Source organism: Micromonospora sp. DT233 (assembly GCF_049841815.1).
Classification (GTDB): domain Bacteria; phylum Actinomycetota; class Actinomycetes; order Mycobacteriales; family Micromonosporaceae; genus Micromonospora.
On record NZ_JBNCLB010000001.1, the window covers coordinates 294,521 to 318,064 of the forward strand.

General features: G+C 74.2%; 19 protein-coding genes. 10 read left to right on the forward strand and 9 right to left on the reverse strand.

Features of this window, described 5'->3' with window-relative positions:
• Positions 1–115 precede the first annotated feature (115 nt).
• Both ACLQ2V_RS01360 and ACLQ2V_RS01365 read left to right on the forward strand, forming a co-directional pair.
• On the forward strand, positions 116–1,234 hold the full coding sequence (locus ACLQ2V_RS01360; protein WP_425716482.1) for an LCP family protein: 1,119 nt from the start codon (positions 116–118) through the stop codon (positions 1,232–1,234).
• 316 nt (positions 1,235–1,550) lie between these two features.
• Positions 1,551–2,741 (forward strand): Cmx/CmrA family chloramphenicol efflux MFS transporter, encoded by a 1,191-nt coding sequence (locus ACLQ2V_RS01365; RefSeq protein WP_425716483.1) that lies wholly within the window; start codon positions 1,551–1,553, stop codon positions 2,739–2,741.
• A 37-nt stretch (positions 2,742–2,778) separates the two neighbouring features.
• Here ACLQ2V_RS01365 and ACLQ2V_RS01370 read toward each other — a convergent pair whose 3' ends face one another.
• The 3 genes from ACLQ2V_RS01370 to guaB form a co-directional block, all read right to left on the reverse strand.
• Positions 2,779–4,233, reverse strand: coding sequence for a M1 family metallopeptidase (locus ACLQ2V_RS01370; protein ID WP_425716974.1), 1,455 nt, complete (start codon positions 4,231–4,233; stop codon positions 2,779–2,781).
• Positions 4,234–4,472: 239 nt separating this feature from the next.
• Positions 4,473–5,591 (reverse strand): GuaB3 family IMP dehydrogenase-related protein, encoded by a 1,119-nt coding sequence (locus ACLQ2V_RS01375; RefSeq protein WP_425716484.1) that lies wholly within the window; start codon positions 5,589–5,591, stop codon positions 4,473–4,475.
• Between the two features lie 33 nt (positions 5,592–5,624).
• Entirely contained in the window at positions 5,625–7,187 is a 1,563-nt protein-coding gene (gene guaB / locus ACLQ2V_RS01380; RefSeq protein WP_425716485.1) for an IMP dehydrogenase, read from the reverse strand.
• Between the two features lie 222 nt (positions 7,188–7,409).
• Between guaB and ACLQ2V_RS01385 the strand changes: the two genes are divergently transcribed.
• Positions 7,410–7,823 carry a DUF5319 domain-containing protein gene (locus tag ACLQ2V_RS01385; protein ID WP_425716486.1) on the forward strand — a complete coding sequence of 138 codons (414 nt, stop codon included), beginning with the start codon at positions 7,410–7,412 and terminating at the stop codon, positions 7,821–7,823.
• A gap of 7 nt (positions 7,824–7,830) precedes the next feature.
• Here the strand turns inward: ACLQ2V_RS01385 and ACLQ2V_RS01390 are convergent, their stop codons facing one another.
• Positions 7,831–8,646 (reverse strand): response regulator transcription factor, encoded by an 816-nt coding sequence (locus ACLQ2V_RS01390; RefSeq protein ID WP_425716487.1) that lies wholly within the window; start codon positions 8,644–8,646, stop codon positions 7,831–7,833.
• A 255-nt stretch (positions 8,647–8,901) separates the two neighbouring features.
• Between ACLQ2V_RS01390 and ACLQ2V_RS01395 the strand changes: the two genes are divergently transcribed.
• Positions 8,902–9,285, forward strand: a complete 384-nt coding sequence (locus ACLQ2V_RS01395; RefSeq protein WP_425716488.1) for a WhiB family transcriptional regulator — start codon at positions 8,902–8,904, stop codon at positions 9,283–9,285.
• 178 nt (positions 9,286–9,463) lie between these two features.
• On the opposite strand, the gene ACLQ2V_RS01400 is transcribed toward ACLQ2V_RS01395, so the two are convergent.
• The 3 genes from ACLQ2V_RS01400 to groES all read right to left on the reverse strand — a co-directional run bounded on the left by ACLQ2V_RS01400 (position 9,464) and on the right by groES (position 13,232).
• A complete protein-coding gene (locus ACLQ2V_RS01400; protein ID WP_425716489.1) occupies positions 9,464–11,083 on the reverse strand; it encodes a molybdopterin-dependent oxidoreductase in 1,620 nt (539 codons plus the stop codon).
• Positions 11,084–11,198: 115 nt separating this feature from the next.
• Positions 11,199–12,848 carry a chaperonin GroEL gene (groL, locus tag ACLQ2V_RS01405; RefSeq protein ID WP_425716490.1) on the reverse strand — a complete coding sequence of 550 codons (1,650 nt, stop codon included), beginning with the start codon at positions 12,846–12,848 and terminating at the stop codon, positions 11,199–11,201.
• A gap of 69 nt (positions 12,849–12,917) precedes the next feature.
• A complete protein-coding gene (gene groES, locus ACLQ2V_RS01410; RefSeq protein WP_320066466.1) occupies positions 12,918–13,232 on the reverse strand; it encodes a co-chaperone GroES in 315 nt (104 codons plus the stop codon).
• A gap of 355 nt (positions 13,233–13,587) precedes the next feature.
• On the opposite strand from groES, the gene ACLQ2V_RS01415 reads away from it, so the two are divergent.
• The 6 genes from ACLQ2V_RS01415 to ACLQ2V_RS01440 all read left to right on the forward strand — a co-directional run bounded on the left by ACLQ2V_RS01415 (position 13,588) and on the right by ACLQ2V_RS01440 (position 19,816).
• Entirely contained in the window at positions 13,588–14,826 is a 1,239-nt protein-coding gene (locus tag ACLQ2V_RS01415; protein ID WP_425716491.1) for a THUMP-like domain-containing protein, read from the forward strand.
• 237 nt (positions 14,827–15,063) lie between these two features.
• Positions 15,064–16,152 carry a sugar ABC transporter substrate-binding protein gene (locus tag ACLQ2V_RS01420; RefSeq protein WP_425716492.1) on the forward strand — a complete coding sequence of 363 codons (1,089 nt, stop codon included), beginning with the start codon at positions 15,064–15,066 and terminating at the stop codon, positions 16,150–16,152.
• Between the two features lie 35 nt (positions 16,153–16,187).
• Positions 16,188–16,994, forward strand: coding sequence for an ATP-binding cassette domain-containing protein (locus tag ACLQ2V_RS01425; protein WP_425716493.1), 807 nt, complete (start codon positions 16,188–16,190; stop codon positions 16,992–16,994).
• A gap of 107 nt (positions 16,995–17,101) precedes the next feature.
• Positions 17,102–18,256 (forward strand): sugar ABC transporter permease, encoded by a 1,155-nt coding sequence (locus tag ACLQ2V_RS01430; RefSeq protein WP_425716975.1) that lies wholly within the window; start codon positions 17,102–17,104, stop codon positions 18,254–18,256.
• A gap of 7 nt (positions 18,257–18,263) precedes the next feature.
• Positions 18,264–19,445: an ROK family protein gene (locus tag ACLQ2V_RS01435; RefSeq protein ID WP_425716494.1), complete on the forward strand. Its 1,182-nt coding sequence runs from the start codon at positions 18,264–18,266 to the stop codon at positions 19,443–19,445.
• An 80-nt stretch (positions 19,446–19,525) separates the two neighbouring features.
• Positions 19,526–19,816 (forward strand): DUF1707 SHOCT-like domain-containing protein, encoded by a 291-nt coding sequence (locus ACLQ2V_RS01440; RefSeq protein ID WP_425716495.1) that lies wholly within the window; start codon positions 19,526–19,528, stop codon positions 19,814–19,816.
• A gap of 21 nt (positions 19,817–19,837) precedes the next feature.
• On the opposite strand, the gene ACLQ2V_RS01445 is transcribed toward ACLQ2V_RS01440, so the two are convergent.
• Complete coding sequence (locus ACLQ2V_RS01445) at positions 19,838–21,601, reverse strand: ABC transporter ATP-binding protein (protein ID WP_425716496.1); 1,764 nt, start codon at positions 21,599–21,601, stop codon at positions 19,838–19,840.
• Positions 21,601–23,304, reverse strand: a complete 1,704-nt coding sequence (locus tag ACLQ2V_RS01450) for an ABC transporter transmembrane domain-containing protein (RefSeq protein ID WP_425716497.1) — start codon at positions 23,302–23,304, stop codon at positions 21,601–21,603. Before ACLQ2V_RS01450 ends, ACLQ2V_RS01445 begins: the two co-directional genes overlap by 1 nt.
• Between the last annotated feature and the right edge of the window lie 240 nt (positions 23,305–23,544).

Genomic DNA, 23,544 nt, shown 5'->3' on the forward strand with positions numbered 1-23,544 from the left:
GGGCGGCCGGGCGAAGCGGCCACCACGACGCCCCGCCGCCCGCGTAGGGTGCGCAGGTGCGCCCGGCCGCGAACCCGGCGCGCCGGTCGAAGCGTTGTACGGGTGGGGGTGTGACATGGCCGAGGCGACGGGAACCGCCCGCCGGCGGTGGCGGCTGGGGCTGGCCGTCCTCGCGGCGCTCGTGCTGGTGGCGGGGGGCGCGACGGCGCTCGTCCGGCTGACCGCCGACCGGCAGTCCGAGCCCGGGGCCGCGCCGGCCACCGCCTCGCCCACGCCGCCGCCCGCCGCGCCGAGCCCCACGCCGCCGCCGGGGGCCGACGTGACCGGCCCGCTGAACCTGCTGCTGGCCGGGGTGGACACCCGGGTCAGCGTCCCCGACTGGGAGCCGCACGGCGACGCCGTGCTGGTGGCACACGTGACGAAGGAGCTGGACCGGGCGTACGTCTTCTCGCTCCCCCGCGACCTGCTGGTCGGCATCCCCGCCTACAAGAAGTCCGGGTACTCCGGCGGGAGGACCAAGCTCACCCACGCGATGAGCTACGGCAGCCGGGTGCCCGGCAAGCCGAAGCAGCCGAGCGTCCCCCAGGGGTACGAGCTGCTGCGCAGCGCGGTCAGCGGGTACACCGGGCTGCGCTTCGACGCCGGGGCGGTGGTCACCTTCCAGGGCTTCGCCAAGCTGGTCGACGCCGTCGGCGGGATCGACGTCTACATCGACCAGCGGACCGTCTCGCTGCACCGGCAGCCCGACGGCCGCCACCGCGCCCCGGCGTCGAACGGCGACGGCTACGTCGGCCCGCAGATGGTGTACGAGAAGGGCGAGCGGCACCTCAACGGCTGGCAGGCCCTGGACTACGCCCGGCAGCGCTACGGCCTGAAGAACGGCGACTACGACCGGCAGCGCCACCAGCAGCAGCTCATCCGGGCGCTGATGCGCAAGATCCAGGGCGAGGGCGTGTCCCGGCAGCCGCAGCGGGTCGAGCAGATCGTCGGCGCGCTGGGCGACACCCTGACGTACGCGGGCGGGCCCCGGATCGTCGACCTCGCGTACGCGCTCGGCGGGTTGCCGGCCGACCGGCTCGTCCTGGTCGGCCTGCCCGGCGAGGGGGTGGGCAAGGGCAGCGCCTACCGGGGCGAGCAGCTCAAGCCCGTCGGCCGGGAGTTCATCGCCGCGCTGAAGAAGGGCCGGGCCGAGCAGTACCTGGCCGACCACCCCGAGCTGGTGGTGAAGAAGTAGGCGGCCTCGTGGCCCCGCGCCGGTCCCGCCCGCTACCAGGCCTCGACCGCCGGCAAACGGTGGACAGGGCGGCCCGGCGTCGCTATTTTGTGGAGCGTGCCTGGCCCTGAGGCGAAAAGACGCCAGCCACCGGTGATCGGTGGCTGATCGCGTAGTCGTGTGACGACCCTGCTCGAGTCGAGCAGCGCGCCGTAGGTTCGCCATCGATCAACCGCATCGCGGGATTCCGCCCGGATCCTTTCCCGGGCTCTCTCAACGTGACCACCCTCGCGTGGATCGCGTCTCCCACTGTCTGCGATGTAGTTGGAGCTTCTCGATGCCTTTCGCCATCTACGTTCTCGGCCTGGCTGTCTTCGCCCAGGGAACATCGGAGTTCATGCTCTCCGGCCTGGTACCGGCCATCGCCGCCGATCTTGGCGTGTCCGTCCCGACCGTCGGAACACTGACCTCGGCCTTCGCCGTCGGTATGATCGTCGGCGCGCCGTCGGTCGCGATGCTGAGCATGCGTTGGCCGCAGCGCCGCGCGCTGCTCAGCTTCCTGATCACCTTCCTGCTGGCGCACGTGGTCGGCGCCAGCACTTCCAGCTTCGGCGTGTTGCTGGCAACCCGGGTCGTCGCCGCGCTGGCCATGGCCGGCTTCCTGGCCGTCGGCCTGGCGACCGCCGCGGGCATCGCCGGCCCCGGCGCCAAGGGGAAGGCCACGTCGGTGCTGCTCAGCGGCGTGACCCTGGCCTGCGTCGCCGGTGTTCCCCTGGGCGCCGCGCTCGGTGGGGTCTGGGGTTGGCGGGCGGCGTTCTGGGCGGTGGCCGCCAGCTCCGCCCCGGCCGTGATCGCCATCCTGCGGGCCGTGCCGCCCACGCCCGTCGACCCGGACGCGCCGACCGCACGACACGAGCTGCGGGCACTACGCAGCCCACAGCTGATCATCACGCTGCTGCTGGGGGCTTGCGTGAACGGCGCGACGTTCTGCTCGTTCACGTATCTGGCCCCGGTGACGACCGAGGTCACCGGCCTCAGCACGGGTTGGCTGCCGGGGATCCTCGCGGTGTTCGGCATCGGCTCGTTCGTCGGCGTCAACGCCGGTGGCAGGCTGGCCGACAGGCGGCCCCGCCAGGTGGTGACGATCGGCGGCACGGCGCTGCTGGCGGGCTGGCTCCTGTTCGCCCTCACCGCCGCGAACCCGTTCGCCGCCCTCGCGCTCGTGTTCGTGCAGGGTGTCCTCTCGTTCACCGTCGGATCCACGCTGATCTCGCAGGTTCTCTACCAGGCGGCGGATGCGCCCAGGCTCTCCGGCGGATTCGCCACCGCGGCGATGAACGTGGGTGCCGCCGCCGGCCCGGCCCTCGGGGGTGCGGTCCTCGCCGCCGGCCTGAGCTACCGCTCTCCGCTGCTCGTCAGCGCCGCGCTGGTGGCAGCCGCCCTGGTGATCCGGGGCGTGTCCCGCGCGCTCGGCGGCAGCCCCGGGCGTGACCGGTCCCAACCCCAGGCAGCGCACCAGCCTCGCTGACCTCCCGCCGGGCCGGTCGTCAGGCCCGCGCCCCGGGTCAGCGGGGCGCGGGTCGCGCCGGCCGCTCGGTGCCGTAGAGCCAGGCGTCGAAGAGCGGGTCGAGCTGGCGGCCGGAGACCTGCTCGGCGAGGGCGACGAAGTCGGCGGTGGTGGCGTTGCCGTCGCGCTTGTCGGCCACCCAGGTGCGCAGCAGCTCGAAGAATGCCTGGTCGCCGATGGTGGTGCGCAGCGCGTGCACGGTCATCGCCCCGCGCTGGTACACCGACTGGCCGAAGAGGTTCGCCGCGCCCGGCTTGCCCGGCGGGACCCGCCAGAGCTGGGCGGAGGCGCCGGTGTACTCCGCGTCGAACGCCTGCTGCGCGCTGCGCCCGTCGCGGTGCTCCGCCCAGAGCCACTCCGCGTACGTGGCCAGACCCTCGTTGAGCCAGATGTCCTGCCACTTCGTCAGCGCGACGCTGTTGCCGAACCACTGGTGGGCCAGCTCGTGCGCCACCACCTCGGTGTTCTCGCCCTGCTGGAAGAAGTTGGCCGAGTAGACGGGGCGGCTCTGCGTCTCCAGCGCGTACCCGATGCCGGGCTCGGAGACGACCACCCCGCCGTACGCGGCGAACGGGTACGGCCCGAACACCCCCTCCAGGTGGTCGGCCACCTCGACGGTACGGGCGATCGAGGCGTCCGCCGCGCCCTTGGGCAGCTTCGTGGTGACGGCGCTGAAGACCGGCCGCCCCTTGTGCTCGCCCCGGGTCACCCGGAACTCGCCGATCGCCACGGTGCTCAGGTAGCTGGCCATGGGCGAGCGCTCGGCCCACCGCCAGGTGGTCCAGCCGGCCCGGGTGGTGTTGCGCACCGGCACCCCGTTGGCGACGGCCGTCAGCCCCTGCGGGACGGTGATCTCGAAGTCGTACAGCGCCTTGTCGGAGGGGTGGTCGTTGACCGGGAACCAGGTGCTGGCCGACTCCGGCTGGCCGACGGCCACCGCGCCGTCGGAGGTGTGCCGGAACCCGCCCTCGCCGAGGGTGTTGTTGTGCAGCGGCGTCGGCGAGCCGTCGTAGCGGATCTCGGCGGTGAAGCCGTTGCCGGAGGTCAACCCGTTGGCCGGGGTGACGACCAGCTCGCCGTCGGCGTGCGCGTGCCGGGCGGGCGCGTCGTCCACGGTCACCGCGCGCACGGTCAGCCCGGCCAGGTCCAGGTTGAACGAGGCGAGATGGGCGGTGGCGGTGGCCTGCACGGTGGTGGTGCCGGAGAGGTGGTCCTTCGCCGGGTCGTACCGGACCTTCACGGTGTAGCGGGTGACGTCGTACCCGCCGTTGCCGTACCGGGGGAAGTAGGCGTCGCCCGCCCCCGCCGCGCCGGCCTTGAACTGCCGCGGTGGGGTCGGCGACGCGGTGGCCTGCGGCCCGGCCGGCTCGGGGTGCGTCGTGGTGCAGGCGGCCGGCCCGAGCGCCACGGCAGCCAGCAGCCCGGCCCCCAGGCGCAGCCCTCGCAGGCGCAGCGTCATCACGTCGTCCCTCCCGGCGAGGCCCCGGCCGCTCCGGCCCCTCGTCGGCCGCCCCACCCCGCCCGCGGCAGCCTACCCAGCGCCGTCCAGCGGCGCGGCGGCCCGGCCGGGGAGAAGCCTAGGCCGCCCCGGGGGCCGGCCCGCGCGGAACGGACGGAAACCACCGGCGGACGCGAAGCCGGGGTGGCCGTCCCGGTGGGGACGACCACCCCGGCCCGGGGCGGCGGTGCGCCTCAGCGGTCCAGGACCAGGCCGACCTTCTGGAACTCCTTGAGGTCGCGGTAGCCGCACTTGGCCATCGCCCGGCGCAGCCCGCCGAAGAGGTTGAGCTGGCCGTCCGGCTCGTCGGCCGGGCCGAAGAGCAGCCGCTCCATCTCCCCGAGCGGCTCGCCGGCCACCTCGAACGCGCCGCGCGGCAGCGACGGGTGGCTGGCCGCCGAGTGCCACCACGCGCCGCCGGCCGGGGCCTCCGCGCAGAGCGAGAGCGGCTCGCCGAGCATCACCGCGTCCGCGCCGCAGCCCAGCGCCTTGGCGATGTCGCCGGAGGTCTGGATGTCGCCGTCGGCGATCAGGTGCACGTACCGGCCGCCGGTCTCGTCGAGGTAGTCGCGGCGGGCCGCGGCGGCGTCGGCGATCGCGGTGGCCATCGGCACCCGGATGCCGAGCACCGACTCGGTGGTCGACCAGTCGTCGCCGCCGATGCCGACGATCACCCCGGCCGCGCCGGTGCGCATCAGGTGCAGCGCCGTCTTGTAGTCGGTGCAGCCGCCGACGATGACCGGCAGGTCGAGGTCGGCGATGAACTCCTTGAGGTTCAGCGGCTCGTCGGTGGTGGAGACGTGCTCCGCCGAGACGATGGTGCCCTGGATGACCAGGATGTCCACGCCGGCGTCGAGGATCACCGGGGCCAGCGCCAGGGTGTGCTGCGGGGAGACCCGCACGGCCACGGTGCCGCCGCCGGCCCGCAGCTCGCGCACCCGCTCGGCGATCAGGTCCGGGCGGATCGGCTCGGCGTACACCTGCTGGAGCCGGCTGGTGGCGCGGGCGTCCTCGTCGAGGCCGGCCAGCTCCTCCAGGATCTTGGTCGGGTTCTCGTACCGGGTCCAGAGGCCCTCGACGTTGAGCACGCCGAGGCCGCCGAGCTGGCCGAGCCGCACGGCGGACTGCGGGCTCATCGTCGCGTCCGAGGGGTGGCCCACGCACGGGATGTCGAACTGGTACGCGTCGAGCTGCCAGGCCGTGGAGACGTCGTCGACGTCCCGGGTGCGGCGGCTCGGCACGATGGCGATGTCGTCCAGGTGGTAACCGCGCTGCGCGGTCTTCCCCTGGCCGATCTCGACCACGTCACGCATGGGGGCTCCAGGTGTCTTAGGGGGATGGGAGGATCAGCGGGAGTGGTAGTTGGGGGCCTCGACGGTCATCTGGATGTCGTGCGGGTGGCTCTCCTTGAGCCCGGCCGCGGTGATCCGGATGAGCTGGCCCCGGTCGTGCAGGTCGGGGATGTTCTCCGCGCCGGCGTACCCCATCGCCAGGCGCAGCCCGCCGACCAGCTGGTGGGCCACCCGCGACAGCGGCCCCCGGTAGGGCACCTGGCCCTCCACGCCCTCCGGGACCAGCTTGTCGTCGCTGAGCACGTCCTGCTGGAAGTAGCGGTCCTTGCTGTAGGACTTGGCCTGGCCCCGCGACTGCATCGCGCCCAGCGAGCCCATCCCCCGGTACGCCTTGTACTGCTTGCCGTTGACGAAGATCAGCTCACCGGGGCTCTCCTCGCAGCCGGCCAGCAGGCTGCCGAGCATCACCGTGTCGGCGCCGGCCACCATGGCCTTGGCGATGTCACCCGAATACTGGATCCCGCCGTCGCCGATCACCGGGACGCCCGCCGGGCGGGCGGCCCGCGCCGCCTCCATGATCGCGGTGATCTGCGGCACGCCGACCCCGGCGACGATGCGGGTGGTGCAGATCGCGCCCGGCCCGACCCCGACCTTCACCCCGTCGGCGCCGGCCTCGACCAGGGCCTTCGCCCCGGCGTACGTGGCGACGTTGCCGCCGACGATGTCGATGGCGACGTCGGCCTTGAGCCGGCGGACCATCTCCAGCACCGCCCGCTGGTGGCCGTGCGCGGTGTCCACGATGATCACGTCGACGCCCGCGTCGACCAGGGTGCGGGCCCGCTTGTACGAGTCCTCGCCCACGCCGATCGCGGCCGCCACCCGGAGCCGGCCCGCGTCGTCCTTGCTCGCCTCCGGGTACTGCTCGCTCTTGGTGAAGTCCTTCACCGTGATCAGCCCGCGCAGCCGACCCCCGGCGTCGACGATCGGCAGCTTCTCGACCTTGTGCCGGCGCAGCAGCGCCAGCGCCTCGTCCTTGCTCACCCCGACGGGCGCGGTGACCAGCGGCGGGCGGGTCATGATCTCGTGGACCGGGGTGGACGGCTCGGAGACGAAGCGCATGTCCCGGTTGGTGACGATGCCGACGAGCTGACCGTCGCCGTCGACCACGGGGACGCCGGAGATCCGGTACCGCCCGCAGAGCTCGTCCACCTCGCGCAGGGTGTCCTTGGGGCTGGCGGTCACCGGGTTGGTGATCATGCCCGACTCGGAGCGCTTCACCAGGTCGACCTGGAGCGCCTGGTCGTCCACGGAGAGGTTGCGGTGCAGCACGCCGATGCCGCCCTGGCGGGCCATGGCGATGGCCATCCGCGCCTCGGTGACGGTGTCCATCGCGCTGGAGATCAGCGGGATGGTCAGCTCGACGTTGCGGGTCAGCCGGGTGCGCGTGTTGACCCGGCTGGGCACCACGTCCGACTCGCCGGGCTGCAGCAGCACGTCGTCGAAGGTGAGGCCGAGCGGGACCACCCGGGCCGAGCCGGCGGGCAGCTCCGGCAGATGGCCGCCCAGCTCGCCGCGGTCGACGCCGGCCGGAAGTTCAGTGCTGGGCGAATTGTCCACGAATGCTCTCCTGAGCTGGTCGGGTGGCTTCAGCGAGGCGGCGCGCGCGGAGATCCGCCGCACGCCGGGTGACGACGCGTCGGTGCCATCGTACCCATCAGGCTCGGCCGACCCCGCCGGTGCCGGGCGGAAGGTCGACGCTGCGTGACGGCGGCGCCCGGCGCGGGGCCGCCGGGCGGATGGGGGCGGGCGGCGGGTGGGCGTGGGGGCTACGGTGAGGGGGTGCACGACGAGCCCATCGACCCGTTCAACGGCGACCCGGCCGATCCGGCGGCCGAGTTGCACGACCCGGACGGCGACGCCGCGCTCGACCCGCTGACCGAGGTCGAGCGGCAGGACGTGCTGGAAGACCTGGCCGACCTGGAGATCTACCAGGCGCTGCTGGGGCCCGTCGGGGTGCGCGGTCTGGTGATCGAGTGCGAGGACTGCCGCGAGCCGCACTACTTCGACTGGGACCTGCTCCGGGGCAACCTGCGCCACCTGCTCAACTCCGGTCGCCCCCGGGTGCACGAGCCGGCCTACGACCCGGACCCGGACCACTACGTCACCTGGGACTACGCGCGCGGCTACGCCGACGGGGTGCACGACACCCTGACCGAGGGCACGGAGGACGACGAGGCCGAGCCGAAGGGCTGATCCGCGCTCAGCTGACCAGCCCGGCCCGGAAGCCGGCGGCCACGGCGTGCGCCCGGTCGCGGGCCCCGAGCTTGCGGAACAGCCGGCGGGCGTGCGTCTTGACGGTGTCCTCCGAGACGAACAGCTCCCGGCCGATCTCGGCGTTGCTCTTGCCCTCGGCCATCCCGAGCAGCACCTGCTGCTCCCGCTCGGTCAGCCCGACCGCCCCCCGCGCGCTGCGGGCCGCCGCGCCGCGCCGCCCGGTCGCCGACTTATCCGACTCCTCCGGCTCGCCGCCGGTGGCCTCCGGGTCGTCGTCGCCCCGCTGCACCGGCACCACCGCGGGCGTGCCGCCCGCCACTTCCGGCGGGCCCGGCCAGGCCGCGCCGGGGTTCTGCGTGGGCCGGCCGCCGGGAGCGGGCCGGGTCGGGCCGCCGACGGTGGCGGTGTCGCGGGCCGGGTGCCGGGCGGCCCGGCCGGGCGCGGCGAGCAGCAGCAGGGCCTTGGCCACGGCGGTGGTCAGGTCGTGGTCGGTGCCCTGGATCAGGCCGCGGGCCCCGGCGCCCATGGTGGCGGTGGCGGCCTCGGACTCCTCGGCCCCGAGCAGCAGCACCGCGGCGTGCGGCGCGCGGGCCAGCACCCGCCGCACGAAGCCGGCGCTGTCCGGTCGGGTGAGCGCCGTGTCGGCGAGCACGACGTCGGCCGGCCCCTCCGCCAGGCGCAGCATCACCTCAGGATCGGAGACGGCGGTACGAATGGCGGCGGACAGCCCGAGCCGTGCCGCCGCGGAGTTCAGTTGCTGGGCGGCGAGCGGTGTCCGAACGCACACGAGAACGGTACGCACTGTGGTCTCCTCTCCGACCCAGAGCAGACCACGGCGGGACGGGCCGGGGTGAGCGTTCCCGGCAATCCTCCGAACTTTTCCGACAGATAGGGCATATGCCCCATCTCGCTCGAAGGTTTTGGATCACAGAAGTGTGAGCCGACGCGACGCGGGGTACCGGGAGCCCGAGCCGGAAACGGTGCGCCCGCGCGGCCAGCCGCCCGGACACCTGTCAACTGACGACCGCCGCGGTGCCGCGCGGGAGGAGGGGTGCTGATGTCGAACGTACGCAGACTGCCCGGACCCATCGTCGACCTGTGGGACTGGCAGCGCCTCGGTGCCTGTCGGGGTCGCGACAGCGCCCAGTTCTTCCACCCCGACGGCGAGCGCGGCTCCTCCCGCCTGCGCCGCGAGTCGGAGGCGAAGTCGGTCTGCCGGGCCTGCCCGGTCCGGGCCGAGTGCGCCGCGCACGCCCTCGCCGTCCGCGAGCCGTACGGGGTCTGGGGTGGCTTCAGCGAGGCCGAGCGGCTGCGGCTGCTCGCCGTCGGCTGGGAGGACCTGGCCGACCGCCGGCAGAGCCGGGTCGACGTGGCCCGCCTGGAGGCCCGCCTCGGCCGGCCGCACAAGTCCACGATGCCGGCCCAGCGCAACGTCGCCTGACCGACCCGCTCCCCGGCACACCGCAGCCCGCCCGACCCTCGGCACACCGCACCACGATGCCGCGCCCGACCACCCTCGGGCGCGGCATCGTCGTTCCTCCCCGACGTGTCGGCGTGTCCCGGCCGACCCGTCGGCCCACCCCGCCGGCCATCCCGCCCGGCCACCCCCCTGAGGGGCGTCAGCGCACGGTGACCTTGACCGTGTGCCAGCCGGTCGCGCCGTCCGGGTCGACCCGTTGACGGCGTTCGGTCTGCGTCTCGCCGTCCGCGTCGGTGGCCCGCACCTGGAGGGTGTGCTCGCCCGCGCTGGCCGGCCACCGCCAGGACCACTGCACCCAGGTGTCCACCGAGGCGGTCGGCGCGAGCGTCGCCTCCTGCCACGGGCCCTCGTCGACGCGTACCTCGACCCTGGCGATCCCCCGCTGCTGGGCCCAGGCGACGCCGGCCACCGTCACCGGCCCGGCGGTGAGCCGGTTGCGGGGGCGGGGCGTGTCGATGCGGGACTGGGTCTTGATCGGCCCCTGCGCCGACCAGCCCCGGGGCACCCAGTACGCGTCGAAGTCGGCGAAGCTGGTCAGCTCCAGCTCGGTCACCCACTTGCAGGCCGAGACGTAGCCGTACAGGCCGGGCACCACCATCCGCACCGGGAAGCCGTGCTCCACCGGCAGCGGTACGCCGTTCATGCCGACCGCCAGCAGGGCGTCGCGGCCGTCGCGCAGCACCGCCGTCGGGGTGCCGCAGGTCCAGCCGTCGACCGCGCGTCCCACCACCTGATCCGCGCCCGGCTCCGGCTGGGCCTCGTCGAGCAGCTCCCGGATCGGCACGCCCAGCCACCGGGCGCTGCCGATCAGGTCCCCGCCCACCTCGTTGGAGACGCAGGCCAGGGTGATGTGACGCTCGACCATCGGGCGGGCCAGCAGCTCGGCGAAGCTCAACTCGATCGGGTTGCGGACCCGGCCGTGGATGCGCAGCCGCCAGCTGAAGGGGTCGACCTGCGGCACCACCAGGGCTGTGTCGATCCGGTAGAACTCGGCGTTCGGGGTGACGTAGGGGGCGAGCTGGGCGACGGCGAGGTCCGCCCCGGCCGGCAGCGCCGGCGCGGGCGAGACCGGCGCGGGCAGGACGACCGCCTGCCGGGCCGTCGACACGCCCCGCCGCCCGGCCAGCCAGTGCCCGCCCAGGCCGGCAACGGCCGCCGCCCCGGTCAACGCGCCGACCCCGGTCAGGAACCGCCGCCGCCCCTGCGGATCTATCTCCGCCCCACTCGCCCCTGATGCGGGCACCGACGACGGGCCACCCGGGGCGGGCACCGACGACACAGCGGCGGGCGCTGGTGGGGTGGGTGGGGTCCACGGCCACGGGTCGAGTTGGAGCGGGCCGGCCAGCAGCAGCCAGAGCACCAGCGCGCCAAGGCCCGCACCGACCAGCGACGGGAGCGCGTCGGCGGGGTCCGCGCCGGGCCGGGTGAGCGCGGCGGCGATCCCGAGGACGGCGAAGGCCGCGATCCCGGCTACCCCCACCCACAGTCGGCGGACGGCGGCCAGGCCGAGCAACGCCGCGATGCCGGCCAGCACCAGGGCCGTCCCGACCAGCAGGGCAAGCTTGTCGTACCGGCCGAAGACGGCGATGGCGAACTGCTTCAGGGGCTCGGGGACGGTGTCCACCACCACCGACCCGACGGCGATCAGGGGCGCGGAGCGGGGACCGGTCAGCACCGCCACCGGCTCGGCCGTGCCGATGGCCACGGTGGCGGCGGTGATCCCGGCCAGCGCGGCGTACCCGCGCGAGGGACTGCTCATTCCGCCAGTGTCCGCATCGCACGGTCCGTCGCCCAGTCGGGATCGCCGCACCCGTGACGGCGTCAGGGCACGCCGTCCGGTGACGGCGTGCCCTGAGCGGTGTCGTACGACCGGGTCAGAACCCCGGGCCGTGCTGGTGACCGTGGCCGTGCGAGTGGCCGTGGCCGCCACCGGCGGCGGCCGGCTCGGCCTGCTCCGGCTTCTCCACGACCAGGCTCTCGGTGCTGAGCAGCAGGCCGGCGATCGAGGCGGCGTTGGTGACCGCGTTGCGGGTCACCTTGACCGGGTCGATGATGCCGGACTTGACCAGGTCGACGTACTCGTCGCGAGCGGCGTCGAGGCCCTGGCCCCACTCCTTCTCGGCGACCTTGTTGACCACCACGTAGCCGTCGTGGCCGGCGTTCTTGGCGATCCAGCGCAGCGGCTCGACCAGCGACTTGCGCACGATCGAGACGCCGACCTTCTCGTCACCGGTGAAGCCGAGGTCGTCGTCGAGCACCGACGCGATCTGCACCAGGGCGGCGCCGCCACCGGGCACCGTGCCCTCCTCGACGGCGGCCTTGGTCGCGGCGATGGCGTCCTCGATGCGGTGCTTGCGCTCCTTCATCTCGACCTCGGTCGCCGCGCCCACCTTGATGACCGCGATGCCACCGGAGAGCTTCGCCAGCCGCTCGGCCAGCTTCTCCCGGTCCCACTCGGAGTCCGAGGCCTCGATCTCCTTGCGGATCTGCGCGACCCGGTCGGCGACCTCGGTGGCCTGGCCGCCACCGTCGACGACGGTGGTGTTCTCCTTGTCGATCACGACGCGCCGGGCGGTGCCGAGCACCTCCAGGCCGACCTGGTCGAGCTTGTAGCCCAGCTCCGGGGCGACCAGCTCGGCGCCGGTCAGGATCGCCATGTCCTGCAGCATCGCCTTGCGGCGGTCGCCGAAGCCCGGGGCCTTCACGGCGCAGACCTTGAGGGTCTTGCGGATCGCGTTGACCACCAGGGTGGAGAGGGCCTGGCCCTCGACGTCCTCGGCGATGATCAGCAGCGGCTTGCTGTCCTGGAGGACCTTCTCCAGCAGCGGCAGCAGCTCCTCGATCGCCGAGATCTTCTGCGTGGTGATCAGGATGTACGGGTCGTCGAGGACCGCCTCCTGCTCCTCCACGTCGGTGACGAAGTTGGGGGAGATGAAGCCCTTGTCGAACTGGAGACCCTCGGTCACCTCCAGCTCGGTGGCCAGCGCGGAGCCCTCCTCGACGGTGATGACACCGTCGCGGCCGACCCGCTCCATCGCCTCGGCGATCAGCTCGCCGATCGTGGCGTCCTGCGCGGAGATCGTCGCCACGTGCGCGATCGACTTCTTGTCGGCCACCTCGACGGCCCGGCCGAGCAGGGCCTCGGAGACCTTGGCGGCGGCGGCGTCGATGCCGCGCTTGAGGCCGGTCGGGTTGGCCCCGGCGGCCACGTTGCGCAGGCCCTCGCGGACCATCGCCTGGGCGAGCACGGTCGCGGTGGTGGTCCCGTCGCCAGCGATGTCGTTGGTCTTGGTTGCCACCTCCTTGACCAGCTGCGCGCCGAGGTTCTCGTAGGGGTTGGTGAGCTCGATCTCCTTGGCGATGGTGACGCCGTCATTGGTGATCGTGGGCACACCGAACTTCTTGTCCAGGACGACGTTGCGCCCGCGCGGTCCGAGAGTGACCTTGACCGTGTCCGCGAGGGCGTTGACACCGTGCTCGAGCAGGTGTCGGGCGTCGTCCGAGAAGCTCAGGATCTTCGCCATGAATGTCCCTTCGAAGCGTCCTGCCCCGGCCCGGCGAGCCGGACCGGGGCAGGGACACTGATCGGTTGGTTACTTCTCGATGACCGCGAGGACGTCGCGGGCGGAGAGCACCAGGTACTCCTCGCCGGCGTACTTGACCTCGGTGCCGCCGTACTTCGAGTAGAGGACGGTGTCGCCGACCGAGACGTCAACCGGGATCCGGTTGCCCTTCTCGTCGACGCGCCCCGGGCCGACAGCGAGGACGGTGCCCTCCTGCGGCTTCTCCTTGGCGGTGTCGGGGATCACGATGCCCGACGCCGTGGTGGTCTCAGCCTCGTTCGCCTGGACCAGGATCCGGTCCTCGAGCGGCTTGATCGCAACCTTGGTCGCGGTAGTCACGGGCATACCCTCCTGGGGTACTGGTTTCGTTACCGACCGGCGAGCCGGTCGGCGTCAATCTGCCACATGCCACCGGGCGGGGCCGTCGTCGCGGGTGCCGGTCCGCCTGGCGTTCAGCCACCGGGCACAGGGCCCGGAAGCTGGCACCCTCGATGGGAGAGTGCTAATCGCAGGTTATGCCGTGGCTAGCACTCCGTCAAGGAGAGTGCCAGCGCGTCGCCCTTCGTGTCACCCCGATCGCGCCGCACCGGGCCCCGGGGGACACCCGCGCGGCACGCCCGAGAACGGCCGGCGCGGCGAGGATCCCGCCGGTCGCCGGCCTGCCGCCGGGCGCCCCGGCCGGGCCCGGGACAATGGGCGGGTGGATCTCGACCAGTTCGCCGCCCTGCGTACCCCCGAGGGGTCGGCCGCGCTCGCCGCGGCGACCGAGGTGGCCGGCGGCGACCCGCTGGTCGCGGCGGGCGCGCTCCGCTCGGCCGGCGTCCCGGCCGGGCTCGCGGCGGCGGCGCTGACCCAGGCGGAGCTGCGCCGCCGGGCGGTCGGCAAGTTCGGCCCGGCGGCGGCCGGGATGTTCCTCACCCGCGCCGGGCTGGAGCAGGCCACCCGGGGGGTGGTCGCCGCCCGACGGGCCGAGCGGCTGCGCGCGGCCGGGGTCCGCACCCTCGCCGACCTGGGCTGCGGCCTCGGCGCGGACGCGCTCGCCGCCGCCCGCGCCGGCATCCGGGTGTACGGGGTGGAGGCCGACCCGCTCACCGCCGCGATGGCCGCCGCGAACGCCGAGGCCGCCGGGCTGGCCGAGGCGTTCACGGTGGAGTGCGGCGACGCCACCACGTTCGACGTGACCCGGGTAGACGCCGCGTTCTGTGACCCGGCCCGCCGCCGGGCCGGCACCGGGCGACGGATCTTCGACCCGAACGCCTACTCGCCGCCGTGGGACTTCGTGCTCGGCCTCGCCGAGCGGGTGCCGCACACCGTGGTCAAGGTGGCCCCCGGGCTGGACCACGCGCTGATCCCCGCCGACGCCGAGGCGGAGTGGGTGAGCGTGGCCGGCGACCTCGTCGAGGCCGCCCTCTGGTGCGGCCGGCTCGCCGGGGTCCCCCGTCGCGCCACCCTGCTGCGCGAGCCGGCGGGGCTCCCCGGTGCGGTCGGGCTCCCGGCCGGCACCGCACCGGCGGCGGCCCTCGCTGGGCAGCTCACCGGCTCCGGGGCGGCCGAGGCGGCCGTCGGCCCGGTCCGCCGGTACCTGCACGACCCCGACCCGGCCGTGGTCCGCGCCCACCTCGTCGCCGAGCTGGCCGACGCCCTCGACGCCACCCTCGCCGACCCGAGCATCGCCTACCTCTACGCCGACGCGCCGGGCGCGACGCCCTTCGCCCGCTGCCTGGAGGTCACCGACGTGCTGCCGTTCTCGCTGAAGCGGCTGCGCGCCCTGCTGCGCGAGCGCCGGGTGGGGCGGGTCGAGATCCTCAAGCGCGGCTCGGCGCTGGAGCCGGAGAAGCTGCGGCGGGACCTGCGGCTGGCCGGGCCGGAGCCGGCGAGCCTGGTGCTGACCCGGGTGGCCGGCGCTCCCACCGTGCTGCTGTGCCGGCCGGTGGGCTGAGCAGCACCGCCGGGCGGAGCCCGCACCCGCCGGTCGACCACGCAGCGTGACGGATTGCGGCATCCGTGTTGCGAAGTTGTTACCGTCCGCTACCTGCTCCCGACCCTTCCCGGCCTTGTGTGCGCGGGCCAGGGGCAATAGGTTGCCGGATACAACAAAGCGGACGCGATCGCCACCCCTCGCAACGAGTCGGCACCACGCGCCGCCGAGTTCCGCCCCTCGAGAGGAACCGTGCCCATGCGTAGCGGGATCCTTGCCATCGCCACCGTCGGCCTGCTGGCCGCCGGGGGCCTCACCGGGTGCGGCGGCGACCCGGACGACGACCCCGCGCGGCCGAGGCCGAAGATCGGCGTGATCCTGCCGGACAGCGCCTCGTCGAACCGTTGGGAGGCGGCGGACCGCAAGTACCTGGAGGCGGCCTTCACGGCCGCCGGGGTGGAGTACGACATCCAGAACGCGCAGAACGACAAGGCGCGCTTCGTCACCATCGCCGAGCAGATGATCACCAACGGGGTGACCGCCCTGATGATCACCAATCTCGACTCGGGCACCGGCAGGGCCGTGCTGGACAAGGCCACCCAGCGGGGCGTCGCCACGATCGACTACGACCGGCCCACGCTGGGCGGCTCCGCGCAGTACTACGTCAGCTTCGACAACGTGGCCGTGGGGCGGCTACAGGGCGAGGGCCTGGTCCGGTGCCTGGCCGAGAAGGGCACCCGCAAGCCGGTGGTGGCGGAGCTCAACGGGGCGCCGACCGACAACAACGCCGCCGAGCTGAAGTCGGGCTACGACGCCGTGCTCCAGCCGAGGTACGACGCGCGGGACTACGTCAAGGGGCCGGACCAGTCCGTCCCGGAGTGGAACAACACCACCGGCGGCACCATCTTCGAGCAGATGCTGACCCAGACCGGCGGCCGCATCGACGGCGTGCTCACCGCCAACGACGGGCTGGCCAACGCGGTCATCTCGGTGCTGACGAAGAACAAGCTCAACGGCAAGGTCCCGGTCACCGGGCAGGACGCCGACGCCCAGGCGCTGCAACACATCCTCGCCGGGGACCAGTGCATGACCGTCTACAAGCCGATCCGGAAGCAGGCCGAGGTGGCGGCGGCGCTGGCCGTCGCGCTGGCCCGGGGCGAGAGGAGGCAGACCGAGCACACCTTCCACGACACCACGGGCAACCGGGACGTCCCGGCCGTGCTGCTGACCGCCCAGCCGATCACCAGGGAGACGGTCAAGGACGTCATCGCGGACGGGTTCGTCGAACGCGACGCCGTCTGCACCGGCCGGTACGCCGCGCTCTGCGCCGCGAACGGCGTGAGCTGAGCTTGGCCGCGCCCGGCGCAGTAGAGGAGAGCAACATGTCCGAGTCACCCCTGTTGGAACTGCGCGGCGTCGACAAGAGCTTCGGCCCCGTGCAGGTCCTGCGCGACGTCGACTTCTCGGTCCGCCCCGGCGAGGTGACCGCCCTCGTCGGCGACAACGGCGCAGGGAAGTCCACGCTGGTCAAGTGCATCAGCGGCATCCACGCCGCCGACTCCGGCGAGTTCTTCTTCGAGGGGCAGCCGGTGACCGTCAGCGGCCCCCGCGACGCCGCCGCCCTGGGCATCGACGTCGTCTACCAGGACCTCGCCCTCTGCGACAACCTCGACGTCGTACAGAACATGTTCCTCGGCCGGGAGCGGCGCTCCGGCCTGGTGCTCGACGAGCCGGCCATGGAGGAGCTCGCCGCCCGGACGCTGGCCGCGCTGTCGGTGAAGACGATCAGCTCGCTGCGCCAGCACGTCGCCAGCCTCTCCGGCGGCCAGCGCCAGACGGTCGCGATCGCCAAGGCGGTGCTCTGGAACAGCCGGCTGGTCATCCTCGACGAGCCGACGGCGGCGCTCGGCCTGGCCCAGACCGCCCAGGTGCTCGAGCTGCTGCGGAGGCTGGCCGACAACGGCCTGGCCGTCGTGCTCATCTCGCACAACATGAACGACGTCTTCGCCGTCTCCGACCGGATCGCGGCGCTCTACCTCGGCCAGATGGTCGCCCAGGTCCGGACGACCGACGTCACGCACGCCCAGGTGGTCGAGCTGATCACCTCGGGGCGCAGCGGGCGGCTCGGCACGACCGCCGAGGGCGGCGCCGGCTACCACAGCGCCAAGACCTCGGGGGCCGGGCAGTGACCACCCAGACGCAGGCCACGTACGCCGAGCCGGTGGCCGCCCCCGGCGGGCCGCCCACCCTGCGCGGGCACGTCCGCAGCTACCTGGCCCGCCTGCGCGGCGGCGACATGGGCGCCCTGCCGGCCGTGCTGGGCCTGGTCGTGCTCTGCGCGTTCTTCTCGGTCCTGCGGCCCAACTTCCTCACCGCCGGCAACTTCGCCAACCTGTTCACGCAGGGCGCGGCCGTCGTGCTGATCGCGATGGGGCTGGTCTTCGTCCTGCTGGTGGGGGAGATAGACCTCTCCGCCGGCTTCGCCAGCGGGGTCTGCGCGGCGGTGCTGGCCAACCTGCTGACCGTCCAGGGCTACCCGTGGTACGTGGCCACCCTCGCCGCCCTCGGCACCGGCGCGCTGATCGGGCTGACGCTCGGCTTCCTGGTCACCAAGGTCGGCATCCCGTCCTTCGTGGTCACGCTGGCCGGCTTCCTCGCCTTCCAGGGCGTCATGCTCATCCTGATCAAGGGCGGCACCAGCATCCCGGTCCAGGCCGAGCCCATCGTGGCCATCGAGAACAGCAACCTCCCGCCGCTGGCCGGCTGGCTGCTGGCCGCCGTGGCGGTGACCGGGTACGCCGCCGTGCAACTGCTGCGCCACCGCAACCGCTCCGTCCGGGGCCTGGTCACCGATCCCCCGTCGGTGCTGCTGGCCCGCGTCCTCGCCCTCGCCGTCGGCGTCGGCGTCGCCGTCTACGTGCTCAACCTCGAACGCAGCCTGAACAGCATGATCAGCTCGAACCGGGGCATGCCGGTCGTCGTACCATTGCTGGCCGTGCTGCTCGTCGCGTTGACCTTCCTGCTGTCGCGCACCGCCTACGGCCGGCACGTGTACGCCGTCGGCGGCAACCGGGAGGCCGCCCGCCGCGCCGGGATCAGCGTCGACCGCATCCGCATCTCGGTCTTCGTCATCTGCTCCTCGATGGCGGCGGTCGGCGGTGTCGTCGCCGCCAGCCGGTTCAGCTCCGTGGACGCCAACACCGGCGGCAGCGACGTGCTGCTCTACGCCGTCGGCGCGGCCGTCATCGGCGGCACCAGCCTCTTCGGCGGCAAGGGCCGGGTGGTCGACGCGGTGCTCGGCGGCGCGGTGGTCGCGACGATCGACAACGGCATGGGGTTGATGAACGCCAGCTCCGGGGTGAAGTACCTGCTCACCGGGTTGGTGCTGCTGCTGGCCGCCGGGATCGACGCGCTGTCGCGCCGCCGTGCCGTCGCCACCGGAAATCGCTGAACAGCCGATGCGTGCAGGCCCGAGCCAGGAGGAGATTCGCCGGCAGAATCTCGGCGCGCTGCTGCGTCACGTCCACGTCCACGGCGCGACGTCGCGCGCCACGCTCACCACCGCGCTGGGGCTCAACCGCAGCACCATCGGCGCGCTGACCACCGACCTCGTCACCGCCGGCCTGGTCAGCGAGGAGACCCCGAAGGAGACCCGGCGGGCGGGGCGACCATCGCTGGTGGTCCGTCCCGAGTCGGGCCGGGTCTACGCCTGGGCGCTGAGCATCGAGGTGGACCGGCTGCGGGTCGCCCGGGTCGGCCTCGGTGGCGTCGTGCTCGGCCGGCGCACGCTGGAGCGTCCGCGCGGCCTGCTGGCCGCGCAGACCGCGCCGCTGCTGGCCGGGGAGCTCAGGGCGATGCAGCAGGAGGTACCCCCCGGCACCACCTGCATCGGCGTGGGCATCGCGGTCTGCGGGATGGTCCGCCGCGACGACGGCCTGGTCCGGCTGGGCCCGCACACCGGCTGGGTGGACGAGCCGATCGGGGCCGCCCTCTCCGCGGAGCTCGACATCGGCGCGACACCCCTGGTGGGCAACGTGGCCGACGTCTGCGCGTTCGCCGAGTACACCCGGGGTGCCGCCGTCGGCTGCCACAACGTCATCTACCTGCACGGCGACGTGGGGGTGGGCGCCGGCATCATCGCCGGCGGCCGCCGGCTGACCGGGCACGGCGGGTACGGCGGCGAGGTCGGCCACATGGTCGTCAACCGGGACGGGGCGCCCTGCGCGTGCGGGTCGCGCGGCTGTTGGGAGTCCGAGATCGGCGAGCACGCCCTGCTGCGGGCGGCGGGCCGGCCGGCCGCCCACGGCCGGGAGGCGGTGCTCGCGGTCTTCGACGCCGCCGACCGGGGCGACGCGCGGGCCCAGGCGGCGGTGCGGCAGGTCGGCGACTGGCTCGGCTTCGGCGTGGGCAACCTGGTCAACATCTTCAACCCGGAAATGGTGATCTTCGGGGGGACGACGCGGGACCTGTACCTCGCGGCGGCGGCCCAGATCCGCAGCCGGCTCAACGCGGTCGGCCTCTCCGCCTGCCTCGAACACGTCCGGCTGCGCACGCCGATGCTGGGCGACGACGCCGCCCTGATCGGCGCGGCCGAGCTGGCCTTCGAACGGTTGCTGGCCGACCCGCTCGACGCCGGCTGACCCGCTACCGACCCGGCCGCCTCCCGCGAACCGCTCGACGCCGGCTGACCGGGCCGGCGCGGCTGCGTACGCTGTCCCTCGTGGACGTCGAGCTGCGCGCCTCCGACGACGACCGGCACCGGGTGGTCGCCGAGCTGCAACGGCACACCTCGGCGGGCCGGCTCAGCCTCGACGAGTTCTCCGAGCGGGCCGGGCTCGTCTGGTCCGCCCGGACCCTCGGCGACCTGGCCACGGTGACCCGCGACCTGCCGGCGGAGCCCGCCCCCGCCGGGGCGGCGGCCGACCACGGCCGGCGGGACCTGCTGGTCGTCTTCGCCGTGGCCGTGGCCACCCTGGTCCTGCTCGGCCTGCTGATGGCCCTCACCCGCTGACCCGCCCGCCCGGCGGCGGGGTCAGCCGTGCCAGGAGCGCCAGAGGGCGGCGTAGGAGCCGCCCGCCGCCACCAGCTCGTCGTGCGGGCCCAGCTCGGTGATCCGGCCGTCCTCCACCACGGCCACCCGGTCGGCGTCGTGCGCGGAGAAGAGCCGGTGCGCGATGGCCACCACCGTCCGCCCGGCCAGCACGGCGGCCAGCGAGCGCTCCAGGTGCCGGGCCGCCCGGGGGTCGATCAGCGAGGTGGCCTCGTCGAGCACCAGCGTGTGCGGGTCGGCCAGCACCAGCCGGGCCAGCGCGAGCTGCTGGGCCTGGGCCGGGGAGAGCGGCCGCCCGCCCGCGCCGACCACCGTGCCCAGCCCCTGCGGCAGCGCGTCCACCCATTCCAGGGCGTCCACCGCCGCCAGCGCCGCGCGGACCCGGGCCGGGTCGGCGTCGGGGCGGGCCAGGGCCACGTTCTCGGCGAGGGTGCCGATGAAGACGTGGTGCTCCTGGGTGACCAGCGCGACGTGACCGCGCAGCTCCGCCAGGGGCAGCTCGGCCAGCGGCCGCCCGTCGACGGTCACCGACCCGGTGCGCGGGGCGTGCACCCCGGCCAGCAGCCGGCCCAGGGTGGACTTGCCCGCCCCGGACGGCCCGACGATCGCCAGCTTCTCCCCCGGCTCGGGGACCAGGGTCACCCCGTGCAGCACGTCCCGACCCGGCCGGTAGGCGTACCGGACGTCGCGGGCGGCCAGCCGGGGAACGTCGACGCCCCGGTTCACGGCCGGCGCCTGCGGGGCCGAGGCGAGGCCCGCCCGTGGGTCGCCGGTCGTGGAGACCCCGAGCAGGCGGGCCATCGACGCGCCGCCCACCTGCAACTCGTCCAGCCAGGCCAGCAGCCGGTTGACCGGGTCCACGAGCTGCTGGGCGTAGAGGGTGGCGGCGGTGACCTGACCGAGGCCGACCCAGCCTTTCAGGTGGAACCAGCCGCCGATGACCAGGGTGGCGACCATCGGCACCACGTACCCCAGCTCGGCGACCGGGAAGAAGACGCTGCGCAGCCGGAGGGTGTACCGCTCGGCCGCGTACGACCGGTGGATGTCGGCGGTGGTGCGGGCCCGGCGGCGGGCCTGCTGGCGCAGCGCCTCGGTGGTCCGCGCCCCCTCGACGGTCTCGCTGATGCCGTCGGTGATGTCGGAGTAGGCGGCGTTCGACCGCAGGTAGCCCGCCGGGGCGCGGCGCAGGTACCAGCGGGTGCCGACCCACAGCAGCGGCACCGCCAGCAGGGCGGGCAGCACCAGCAGCGGGCCGGTGAGCAGCAGCGCGGCGACCACGAACACGATGGTGACCAGCGCGATCAGCGTCTGCGGCAGGGCGAACCGGACGGTCTTGGACAGCGCGGCGACGTCCCGGGACGCCCGGGTGAGCAGGTCGCCGCTGCCGGCCCGTTCCACGGTGGTCAGTGGCAGGGCGAGCACCCGGTCGACGAACTCCTCGCGCAGCTCGGCGAGCAACCCCTCGCCGAGGCGGGCCGAGGCCAGGTGGGCGATCCGGGTCAGCGCCGCCTGGGCGACCACGAACCCGCCGATGGCCAGGGCGATCCGGTCCACGGTGAGCGTCGAGGTGCCCTGGGAGATCCCCTGCACCAGGTCGCCGAGCAGCCGCGGCGCGGCCAGCCCCGCCGCCGCGGCCAGCGCGTGCAGGCCCAGCGCGGTGCCCAGGGCGCGGGGGTGGCGGCGGATCAGGGCGCGGGCGTACCGGCGGACCTGGCCCGCGTCGGCGACCGGCAGCACGGCGCTCATCAGCTCTCCCCCCGGCTCACCGTGGCCGCGTACCGGGGCTCGGTGCGCAGCAGTTCCTCGTGCGGCCCCTGCGCCACCACCTTGCCGTCGGCCACGAAGACCACGCACTCGGCGCGGCCCAACACCAGCGGGCTGGTGGTGCAGACCAGGGTGGTGCGGCCCCGCCGGGCCGCGCCGAGCCGCCCGGCGATGCGCGCCTCGGTGTGCGCGTCCACCGCGCTGGTCGGCTCGACCAGCACCAGCGTCTCCGGGTCGGCCACCAGCGCCCGCGCCAGCCGCAGCCGCTGCTGCTGGCCGCCGGAGAACTCCCGCCCCCGCTCGGCGACCCGGCCGTCCAGCCCGCCGGGCAGGGCCTCGACGATGTCGGTCGCGCTCGCCGCGTCCAGCGCCGCGCGGAGCCTCGCGGCGTCGGCCGCGTCGTGCGGGTCCAGCTCCGCCCGCAGCGGGCCGGTGAAGAGATGCGCGTCGTTGTCGGCCACCAGGATCCGCTCCCGCACCGTCGCCAGCGCCACCTCCCGCAGCGGTACGCCGTGCAGCGTCACGTCCGCGTCGACGTACCGGCCGAGCCGGTCGGCGATCGCGGTGGCGTCCTGCGGCGCGGCGGCGGCCAGCGCGGTGAGCCGGCCGGCCGGCACGACCAGCCCCGACTCGGCGTCGGCCAGCTCGCCCGGCCCGGTTGGCAGACTCGCCGGGCGGGCGGGGTCGACCAGCTCGGGGGCCAGCCGCAGCAGCCGGACCACCCGCCGGGCCGCCACGTGCCCCCGGGTCAGCCGGTCCACCGCCTCGGTGAGGTTGCGCAGCGGGCTGACCAGGAACGCGGTGTAGCCGTAGAAGGCGACGAGCTGGCCGGCGCTGATCTCGCCCCGCAGCGCGAACCGCGCGCCCAGCCAGGTGACCAGCACCAGGAACGCGCCGGGCAGCAGGATCTGGGCGGCCTCCAACAGCGACTCCACCCGCGCCACCCGCAGCCCGTCGGCGCGCAGCGCCTGGGACCGGCTCCGGTACCGGGCCGACAGCACCGGCTCGCCGCCGACCCCGCGCAGCACCCGCAGCCCGGAGACGATGTCGGCCGCCTGGGCGGTCAGCGCCCCCTCCGAGTCCCGGTACGACTGCTGCCGGTCGTGCAGCGGCCGGATGAGCAGCCCCACCACCGCCATCAGCAGCGGCACCCCGAGCACCACGACGAGCCCGAGCGGCACCGACGCGGAGAGCAGGATCACCGCCACCGCCGCGATGGCGACCAGCGAGCCGGCGCCCCGGGCGGTGATGTCGATCGCGCCACCGATCTGGCTGATGTCGGCCGTACCGATGCTGACGACCTCGCCGGCCGCGACCCGGCCGGGCAGCGCGGCCCCCAGCCGGTTCGCCGCGTCCACGGTGAACCGCACCGTCCGGTACGCCGCGCCCAGCCAGTTGGCTATCGCGCAGCGGTGCCGCAGGAGGCCCGCCCCGGCCTGGAGCACGCCCAGCCCGAGCAGCACCAGCCCCCAGGTGAGCAGCGCGCCCCCGTCGCGGCCGGTGAGCCCGGCGTCCACGGCCTGCCCCACGGCGGCCGGCACCAGCGCCCGCGCGCCCATCCAGGCCACGCCGAACCCGATGCCGGCGAAGAAGGTCAGCGGCTGCCGGCCGGCCAGCCACAGCAGGTAGCGGGTCGGCGAACGGTCGTCGGGTACGCCGGTCTCGCCGGCCGGGTCGTCACGCATCCGGCGACGCTAGGCGGCCAGCCATCGACCACGCCAACGCTTTCCCTGTCACCGGTTCCGCCCGAGTTTGGTTACCGGTTCCGCCCGAGTGCGGCGAGGACATCCTCCGCGAGGCCGCGCGCCGGGCAGCGCGGAATGTGGCAGACCTGGCAACGACCGCCCCTGTCGGGTCGATGCCGACGCAGGACCGCTCGGGCGGTCAGGGCGAGCCGGTTGTGGATCTGGGCCAGAGACAGGAAC